General features: G+C 48.8%; 1 protein-coding gene. It reads right to left on the reverse strand.

The genetic code is table 11. The features are described 5' to 3' along the window. The coding region (locus tag QTN94_RS20325; protein ID WP_331428682.1) for a toxin VasX at nt 1-598 on the reverse strand (598 nt) is incomplete at both ends.

Consider the following 598-nt stretch of genomic DNA (forward strand, 5'->3'; position numbering starts at 1 on the left):
CCAACACCCAGCCTTGTCTGCCACATGTTTGAAGTCATCAACTCCGCCTTCAATGGGTGTTAATGGTGTACAGGTCGTATCAAACACACCTGTCGGTGCTCCATCGGTGCCAACATCCGCCACATACTTACCAAGCTGAGACGAAAGGCCCGCATGGGGGTGACTCTGTGTTGAATGGAACTGTTGCAAATTGACCTTACGCATCCATATCGAACGATTAGGAGCATGAGAGCGCATGTGCTCACACAGTCGCCATGTCCAGCGTTGATGGGCAAACGTCATATAGAGTGTATTTTTCGCCGGGTAGACCAAGCAGCTTTTCGTTTCGCCTTTGCTGCCACGCTCATTCGCAGGTTTATCCGCTTCATCGTTTGACCAGTCAATTTTGGTAAACTTATACCCTTTCACCTGATACTCATCAAAAGTCTTATCCGTCTCGTCATAGACATACAACCAACCATCACGTAATTGCCTCAACGTATATTGACGCTGCTTTGGGGCAAATCGACCTTGCCACTGGGTATCGGTGGTAGGCAGTGGGTGAAGTGGTTGGCCTTGTTCATTCATATCATCCAAGGCGTAACGGACAGGGATGATA

The organism is Vibrio sp. M250220 (genome assembly GCF_036533795.1).
GTDB lineage: Bacteria > Pseudomonadota > Gammaproteobacteria > Enterobacterales > Vibrionaceae > Vibrio.